General features: G+C 62.3%; 6 protein-coding genes and 1 pseudogene. 5 read left to right on the top strand and 2 right to left on the bottom strand.

Translation table 11 applies throughout. The features are described from left to right. Positions 1–263 precede the first annotated feature (263 nt). Positions 264–443 carry a hypothetical protein gene (locus AC5Y5O_RS12410; RefSeq protein ID WP_500025422.1) on the top strand — a complete coding sequence of 60 codons (180 nt, stop codon included), beginning with the start codon at positions 264–266 and terminating at the stop codon, positions 441–443. Positions 444–952: 509 nt separating this feature from the next. Here AC5Y5O_RS12410 and AC5Y5O_RS12405 read toward each other — a convergent pair. Next, positions 953–1,546, bottom strand: coding sequence for a TetR/AcrR family transcriptional regulator (locus tag AC5Y5O_RS12405; RefSeq protein WP_500025420.1), 594 nt, complete (start codon positions 1,544–1,546; stop codon positions 953–955). Positions 1,547–1,731: 185 nt separating this feature from the next. On the opposite strand from AC5Y5O_RS12405, the gene AC5Y5O_RS12400 reads away from it, so the two are divergent. The 3 genes from AC5Y5O_RS12400 to AC5Y5O_RS12390 are packed head-to-tail and all read left to right on the top strand — an operon-like array spanning position 1,732 to position 4,203. Further along, positions 1,732–2,574 carry an SDR family oxidoreductase gene (locus AC5Y5O_RS12400; RefSeq protein ID WP_500025448.1) on the top strand — a complete coding sequence of 281 codons (843 nt, stop codon included), beginning with the start codon at positions 1,732–1,734 and terminating at the stop codon, positions 2,572–2,574. Positions 2,575–2,629: 55 nt separating this feature from the next. Beyond that, positions 2,630–2,866 (top strand): DoxX-related protein, encoded by a 237-nt coding sequence (locus AC5Y5O_RS12395; RefSeq protein ID WP_500025418.1) that lies wholly within the window; start codon positions 2,630–2,632, stop codon positions 2,864–2,866. 38 nt (positions 2,867–2,904) lie between these two features. After that, positions 2,905–4,203 (top strand): cytochrome P450, encoded by a 1,299-nt coding sequence (locus tag AC5Y5O_RS12390; protein WP_500025416.1) that lies wholly within the window; start codon positions 2,905–2,907, stop codon positions 4,201–4,203. Positions 4,204–4,324: 121 nt separating this feature from the next. Here AC5Y5O_RS12390 and AC5Y5O_RS12385 read toward each other — a convergent pair. Continuing rightward, positions 4,325–5,899 (bottom strand): annotated as a pseudogene (locus tag AC5Y5O_RS12385) (APC family permease); the annotation flags it as partial. Positions 5,900–6,110: 211 nt separating this feature from the next. Between AC5Y5O_RS12385 and AC5Y5O_RS12380 the strand changes: the two are divergent. Next, positions 6,111–7,127: an acyl-ACP desaturase gene (locus AC5Y5O_RS12380; RefSeq protein ID WP_096287428.1), complete on the top strand. Its 1,017-nt coding sequence runs from the start codon at positions 6,111–6,113 to the stop codon at positions 7,125–7,127. Positions 7,128–7,221: the final 94 nt, after the last annotated feature.

The following is a 7,221-nucleotide window of genomic DNA, read 5'->3' as shown; positions in this document are numbered from 1 at the left end:
AGAGATGCGCTTCCAGGCTGACATGGACGCTCGGTTTACGAGCACACCAGCACTGCGCCAAAAGCTCTCTGACCTCCTATACGCGCGCAACGCCTTCGTTCACGCCGACGAGGCCAAACTGATCAAGTGTCGCAGTCGCAAGCTCCTGTGGTTGCGGCAGATGAGGATATGGCGGTCCGCACTCAACAGGCTGGTAACTAGCATCGACGTTGCCGTAGGTGCACACTTGAAGGTGTTGACGGGACAAGACCCGTGGTGAGGGGATGACGAGGGTGGAAATCCGCCTAAAGCGTGGCGACCGCATCCGCGTCCCCTACGGCGCGGGTGTCTATGACGCCACAGTCATCGATGTCCGCGACGGACGCATATATGTGGCGGTCGACCTCGATTCAGATGCCTCGGTTGAGACGTTCTATCGAAGCAGCGAGCTGATCGACGCGTAGTCGGTATCTTTCTTTAGCGGCTGATCGGGCCGCGCTGAATTAGTCACGGAAACCGACATATTCGGACACCAGCACAGCTATTGCTAAGCGCGCAAGGTACTGTCCGATAACGGGGATGGATACCACCGCCGAAAACCAGCCCGGTCGCGCCGATACGTAGCTCGATCTCCTCGCCGGGGTCTAGCGCGACGCCGTTCGGTAGGGTCACGGATCGCGTGGTTATGCGTGGGACCGGTAGAACCAGCCTTGCGTTACACAGGCGGCGGACAGAGCCCATTGGCAGTTAGCAGCGTGGTGCGGGGTACGGCGTACGGGATCGAGCTTTGATCGACACGAAACTCTGACAGTCTGGCCCGCTGCCGGCTCCCGGCAGGTGTAGGTCAGAAGTTCGAGGCCGCTTAGCACCATGGGAAATCAGAGCTTTCAGCCCATAGCGCGTGCGGTCTTATGACAGCCTCGATGGCGACTTGCGTGTTGTGCCGTCGCCGGTGTTTGCGGACAGGCGTTCGTTACGGGGTTGAAAGTCCCTTCATCATGGTGTCGATCAATCCGTCGTAGCGGGCAATCGTTTCTGCCGCGGTGGTGGTCACGCTGAGCATGCGATACAGCGGAGCCCCGATCAGTGCGTCGGCGGCAGCTTCAATGTCGGCGTCCGCCCGAACTTGACCCCGGGCGATTCCGCTCTGTAATCGCTGCTTCAACGCGTCGTGGAAGCGGCCGGTGAGTTGGCGATACAAGGTGTCGCGGTCTTGCAGGTCTTCGGCAGCGGCAGCGGCGAGTGCACGCACGAGTGCGACGTTTTCAGGCGTGGCACTCAGCGTCGCGTATTCGTGCATCCAGGTCCTCAAGTCTTCGACCGTGTCACCAGTATCGGGAAGAGTGAAGTCGGCCACGGCGTAGGCCTGCATCACGGCCTCGGCCACCATAGGGGCCTTCGACGGCCATCGGCGGTACACCGTCTGCGTGCCCACGCCGGCATTGGCGGCGACCCTATCCATCGACACCCCCGAGTATCCGCCTTCGATGAGCAGAGCACGGGTCGCGTCGAGAATTGCCTCGTGCACCGCGGCGCTGCGCGGTCGTCCGGGACGGGCAGGGCTCACCAGACGACCCTAAGCCAAGGTCCGGTGCGGTTGCCGGGTGCCGTCAAGCCCATAAACCTGTTGCCGCTGTACATCGGCGCCCCGGTGTGGTTCTCTTTACGAGAATAATTTTCTCGTAATTGGCCGCGGTTGCAGCCCTAAGGGCGGGCCAGATCAAGGGCCTCCTGCGGTGGAAAGGGCGGCCGATGCGTCAGATCTGTGTGATCACAGGCGGCGCAGGCGGCATCGGGCTTGCCGCCGCCAAGATCGCCGGGCGAGACCGAACGGTGCTCCTCAGTGATGTCAGTCAGCACCGTCTCGAGGCGGCGGCACAGCAACTGGCAGCCCTCGGTATTCACTGCGAGACAGTCACTTGTGATGTCACTGACCGATCCTCAGTCGCCCAATTAGTCGACACTGCAACGGCGTTGGGCACAGTTATGTCGGTCATTCATACCGCCGGCGTGAGTCCCAGCATGGGTGCCGCCGAGCACATCATGCGGGTCAACGCGCTCGGCACCGTCGTCGTCAACGAGGCCTTCTTCCCGCTTGCCGCCGCAGGCTTTGCGATTGTCAACGTCGCATCCATGGCCGCTCACGTTTTTCCCGGGTTCCTCATCCCCAAACGACGATTCAAGGACGCACTGCGCGACGATGCCCTCTTCACGAAGAAGATGACGTCGGCCTGCAACGTTGCGCCCGCGAAGATTCGGCCGGGCTTCGCCTATGTGATCAGCAAGAACTTCGTGATGTGGTATTGCTCCTCGCAGGCAGCCAGATTCGGAAGCCGTGGCGCGCGAATCGTTTCGGTATCACCGGGCAGCATCGACACCGAGATGGGCAGGCTGGAGGAGCAGACCGGGTCGGGCGCGATGTTGAACTACGCCGCCTTGAAACGGTTCGGCAGGCCAGAAGAAGTCGCTGAGCTGTTGGTGTTTTGCGCCACCGAGAAGGCCAGTTACCTCACTGGCGTTGATATCGCCTGCGACGGAGGGGTTCTGGCGGCGTTCACGCTTCGAGACATGATGGCAGTTGCCCGTGGCGGCTAACCCCGACACGGCGGGCCGCGACCTTAGTGACCGCGCTTACCGGAGCCTCGCGATCGTGGCAATCGGACTCGCGCACTTCGTGTTTCCAAGCATCTTCGATCGCATCAACCGCATCGGCTTCCCCGAGCGCACGCGCAGATTCACCTACCTCAACGGCGTCATCGAAACGACGGTCGGCGTCTTGACCGCAATCCCGGGGGGCCGTCGACCGCTAGCCACGGTATCTGTGTGCTATCTGATCTATCTGTCGTACAACGTCATTCGCACTCAGACCGGGATGCGCAAGCGGTGAACCTCACGTGAGCCGAGCGGCTGGATAGGGGATCGAAAATGGGAATCAGCCAGACTGCTCGGGGCGCTGTCGAAGCGACGCGGCCGTTGCGTGATTTGGTTCGGCTGAACGTGACCGCCGCGGTTCGGACCCGCCGGCGCGGGTACGGCGGCTGGACCGGCGCGGAGAACACCGACTATGACCCGCAGAATCCGCTGACTGCTGCGCAGCCGTTTGACGCGTACCGCGCCCTGCATCGGGGTGGCCGGCTGCATTACAACCCGAGGCGGGCCACCTGGGTCCTGAGTCGGCTCGAGGATGTCCGCGCCGCGTTGCGCGACACCGATCAGGTCACCAGCACTCAAGGTGTCACCCGGCTGAGGATGACGGCGCCGCTGGCGGTGCTCACCGATGGTGACGAGCACACCCGGCTGCGCAAGCAAGTCCAGCCCGGCTTCAGCAAGGGAGCCATGGACAGCTGGCAGGAAATGACGAAAAGTCTTGCCGCGGAGTTGGTATCTGACCTGCTGGCCAACCCCGGCGGCGATGTGGTGCGGGCGTTGGCCATCCCGATGCCGATACGGTTGATCGCCCAAATCCTTGGCGTGCCCGAGCGCGACGTCAGCGATTTCCGGCGCTGGTCGGAAAAGGGCGTCGGCATCATGGAGTTGACCCCGACACCAGCCGGCCTGGTCGAAGCAGCCAAGTCCGTGGCCGCGATGGCAGCATTGCACCGCTACTTCCTGCGGCAGTTCGCCGTGGGCGGGCTCAAGGGCTCGGGCACGGTGCTGGGCCGACTGCTGGAACACAACAGCGACGGCAGCCTCACCGACAGCCAACTCGTCCTCATCGCAATCCACTTGCTAATCGCAGGAAATGAAACCACCACCAACCTCCTCGGCGGCATGTTCGACACCCTCGCACGAAACCCCGAACAGTACGACCAGATACGCGCCAATCCCGACCTCATCCCCGCGGCGGTCGAAGAGCAGCTGCGCATCACCACCCCGATACAGAACCTCTATCGCTACACCCGCGCCGACTACCGCATCGGCGACGTCACCATCCCCACGGGCTCTCGCGTCCTGCTGTCCTTTGGTGCGGCCAACCGTGACCCGTCAGTCTTCGAGAATCCCGACGACTACCGCGCTGACCGCAACCCCCGCATGCATGTGGCATTCGGCTACGGCCCACACATGTGCCTCGGGGCGCCGTTGGCTCGCATGGAAGCCCAAGCTGTTCTGCGGGAACTCGTCGCAAACGTGGCTCGCATCAACCCCGACGGCCCGACAACATGGTCCACGCACAGCTCCCTTCGCGGCCCGACCCACCTAAGGGTCCGCCTGACACCGGCTTGAGCGCCGGCCATCCGCGCGCACCAATCGGGTGCGTCAAGCTGGAACCGTAATAGACGGCTTTTGCTGGTTAGGGCTGGCCGGGAGCCGGTGCAAGACAAAAAATTCACCCGATGTCCGCTGAGCTGCTGCCGCGAGTCAGGGTCTGGCCGCGGAAGAAGTCCGGGGCGACCGCCCACCAGATCACCATCAGGATCGATCCCAGCAGCAGCGCGCCGATGCCAACCGCTGCGACGGCGCCGACTCCGAGAATCGTGATGTTGTGGCCGTTGTCGTCGGTCAGCCACTCGGGTCTGGCGTATTGGTTGAGCCCGTAGACGAGAACGATCAGTAGGGTCACGCCGCCCAGCAACGGGACGACCCCGCGCGTCACGAGATTTCGCGCCGAGCTGGTGAGGGTGTTGCGGTAGTACCACGCGCACGCAAATCCGGTGAGCCCGTAGTAGAAGGCGATCATCAGCCCCACCGATCCGATCAGTGCGGCAAGCAGATTCGTGCTGACAAGCGTGAAAAGGACGTAGAAAAGGATGGACACGACGCCGACCGCGACGGTCGAGGTGGTCGGCGTCAGGTAGCGGTGGTGCGTCTTCGCGAACGACGCCGGCAGCGCCTTGAAGACCCCCATCGACAAGGTGGTGCGCGCCGTCTTCAAGATCGTCGTCTGCGTCGACGCCAGGGCAGACGTCAGGATCGACGTCCCCAGCGCCAGCATGGCGATCTTTCCGAGAACGCCGTTGCCGAACAGTGCTGGGCCGATCGACGCGAAGGCGTCCTTCGAGTTGCGGGGATTGTCCAGCCCGATGCCCTGGGTCCCGACACCAGCGAACGCGATGGCCGACACGGTCACCAGGGTGTAGGTCGCCAACAGCAGGAGAGCCGAGATGATAGCGGCACGGCCAGGCGTGCGGCTGGGGTCGTCGGATTCCTCGTTGCATGCCACGGCGGTGTCCCAACCCCAGTACATGAAGATGGCCATCAGGGCTGCTGGGGCGATCGTGGTGCCGAAATCAAGACCGCCGGGCCAAAACCAGGACAGCGACGGATGCAGCGAAAACCCTTGAGCATCAAGGGTATACGCCTTGACGAGTGCAACCACCGAGAACGCGACCAGGACCACGATCTGAAAGGCCAGCAGCGCGTGCAGCAGTCTGGCCGAGACCTGGATTCCGCGATAGCAGATATAGGTCATCGCCACGATCCACAAGACGCCCACGATCGTCGGCCACAACCTGCTGTTGGGCACGTCCGCGAGCGAAAGCCAACCCAGGTCTCCGGCGAATCTGAATGAATAAGCCGCGGAGATCTCGGCCAGATTGGCCATCACAATCACTTCTGCAGCGATGATGCCCCAGCCGCCCAGCCATCCGACGAAGGGCCCGAATGCTCGCGACGCCCATATAAACGTCGTGCCGCAGTCCGGCTCGGCCTTGTTGAGCTCCTGGTAGGCCGTGGCGATCAAGTACATCGGGATGAACGAAATGAGAACGACGGCTGGGGCTTTGACGCCACAGAGCTGCGCGCCGCCACTAGCCACGATGAGACCCAGTGTCGCGGCAAGGCTGTAGGCCGGCGCCATGGACGCCAATCCGACCACCACGCTGGAGAGCAGTCCGAGCGCGCCGCCCCTGAGGCCTTTGCCCGTGACGGCCGCCGCTACAGTGCCGCTCTCCGGACCGGTCATGACCTCACCTTTGCTCATCGCACCGCTCTGCGACCATCATGCCCCGGCGCGGCCATGAGTCTGAACCCGGCGCCGAAAGTGGCTGCGCCAGTGGCCGTCTGATCGCTCGCTACGCCGGCTCGGGTCGTAAAAGGACTTTGGACCCTATTTCCCTTCATCCCGCGTGTGCCATCTTAATGTAACCGTACGACACATATACATCATGTAGAGAGATAACTGAGGGGATTCCGTGTCCAAGGACCTTACTAACGTGCAGCTACTCCGCGAACTCGAACCGGTGGTTGAGAAGCTACTCAACCGCCACCTGTCGATGTTCAAGGAATGGAATCCGCACGACTACGTGCCCTGGTCGGATGGCAGAAATTTCTATGCGCTCGACGGCCAGGATTGGGAGCCTGGGCAGACCCGGCTCCCCGACGTCGCCCAGGTGGCGATTGTTCAAAACCTGCTGACCGAGGACAATTTACCGTCCTATCACCGCGAGATCGCGATGAACTTCAGCATGGACGGCCCGTGGGGGCAATGGGTGAATCGGTGGACCGCGGAAGAGTCCAGGCACAGCACGGCGCTGCGTGATTACCTGGTGGTCACCCGCGCGGTCGACCCGGTAGAGCTGGAAAAGCTCCGCCTCGAGCAAATGACGCGGGGTTTCAGCCCCGGCCAGAATCGGCAGGGCGATATGTTTGCTGAGAGCTTGTTTGATTCCGTCATGTATGTCTCGTTTCAGGAATTGGCCACCCGCGTCTCGCACCGCAACACGGGCAAAGTCAGCAATGACCCGATCGCAGAACAGCTCATGGCCAGGGTGTCGCACGACGAGAACTTGCACATGATCTTCTACCGGGATGTCAGCGCCGCAGGTTTGGACATCGCGCCCAATCAAGCGATGAAATCGGTGCACCGGATCCTGCGCAACTTCAAGATGCCCGGGTTCACGGTCCCGGAGTTCCGGCGTAAGGCGGTAATTATCGCCGTCGGCGGTGTTTACGACCCGCGTATCCATCTCAACGAGGTGGTCATGCCCGTGCTCAAGAAGTGGCGCATCTTCGAACGGGAAGACTTCTCCGGTGAGGCCGCACGGATGCGCGACGATCTCGCCGCGCTGGTCAAAGAACTCGAAGAAGCCTCCGACAAATTCGACGAATCCAAGCAGCGCTACCTGGAGCGCGAGGCGCGTAAGACCGAGAAAATCACCGCCAGCAAAGTGCTTCAAACGAAGGGAACGCTGACGCTCAGCGGGCACTGAGGATCGCTGACGCCATAATTAGAATCACGTCGCCGACCACCCGGATGGGGGACGGCCGATCGAGTCGTCACCACTAGCTTCGTCTCAGCTCTAC

Source organism: Mycobacterium sp. NGS40 (assembly GCF_059812735.1).
The sequence above is the reverse complement of the archived record's forward strand: the minus strand, read 5'-3'. Positions and strand labels throughout refer to the sequence as shown.

Excerpts from the sequence above, each read along its gene's own strand:
- AC5Y5O_RS12400 (WP_500025448.1), top strand. The coding sequence starts at position 1,732 with ATGCGTCAGATCTGTGTGATCACAGGCGGCGCAGGCGGCATCGGGCTT.
- AC5Y5O_RS12390 (WP_500025416.1), top strand. The coding sequence starts at position 2,905 with ATGGGAATCAGCCAGACTGCTCGGGGCGCTGTCGAAGCGACGCGGCCG.
- AC5Y5O_RS12410 (WP_500025422.1), top strand. The coding sequence starts at position 264 with ATGACGAGGGTGGAAATCCGCCTAAAGCGTGGCGACCGCATCCGCGTC.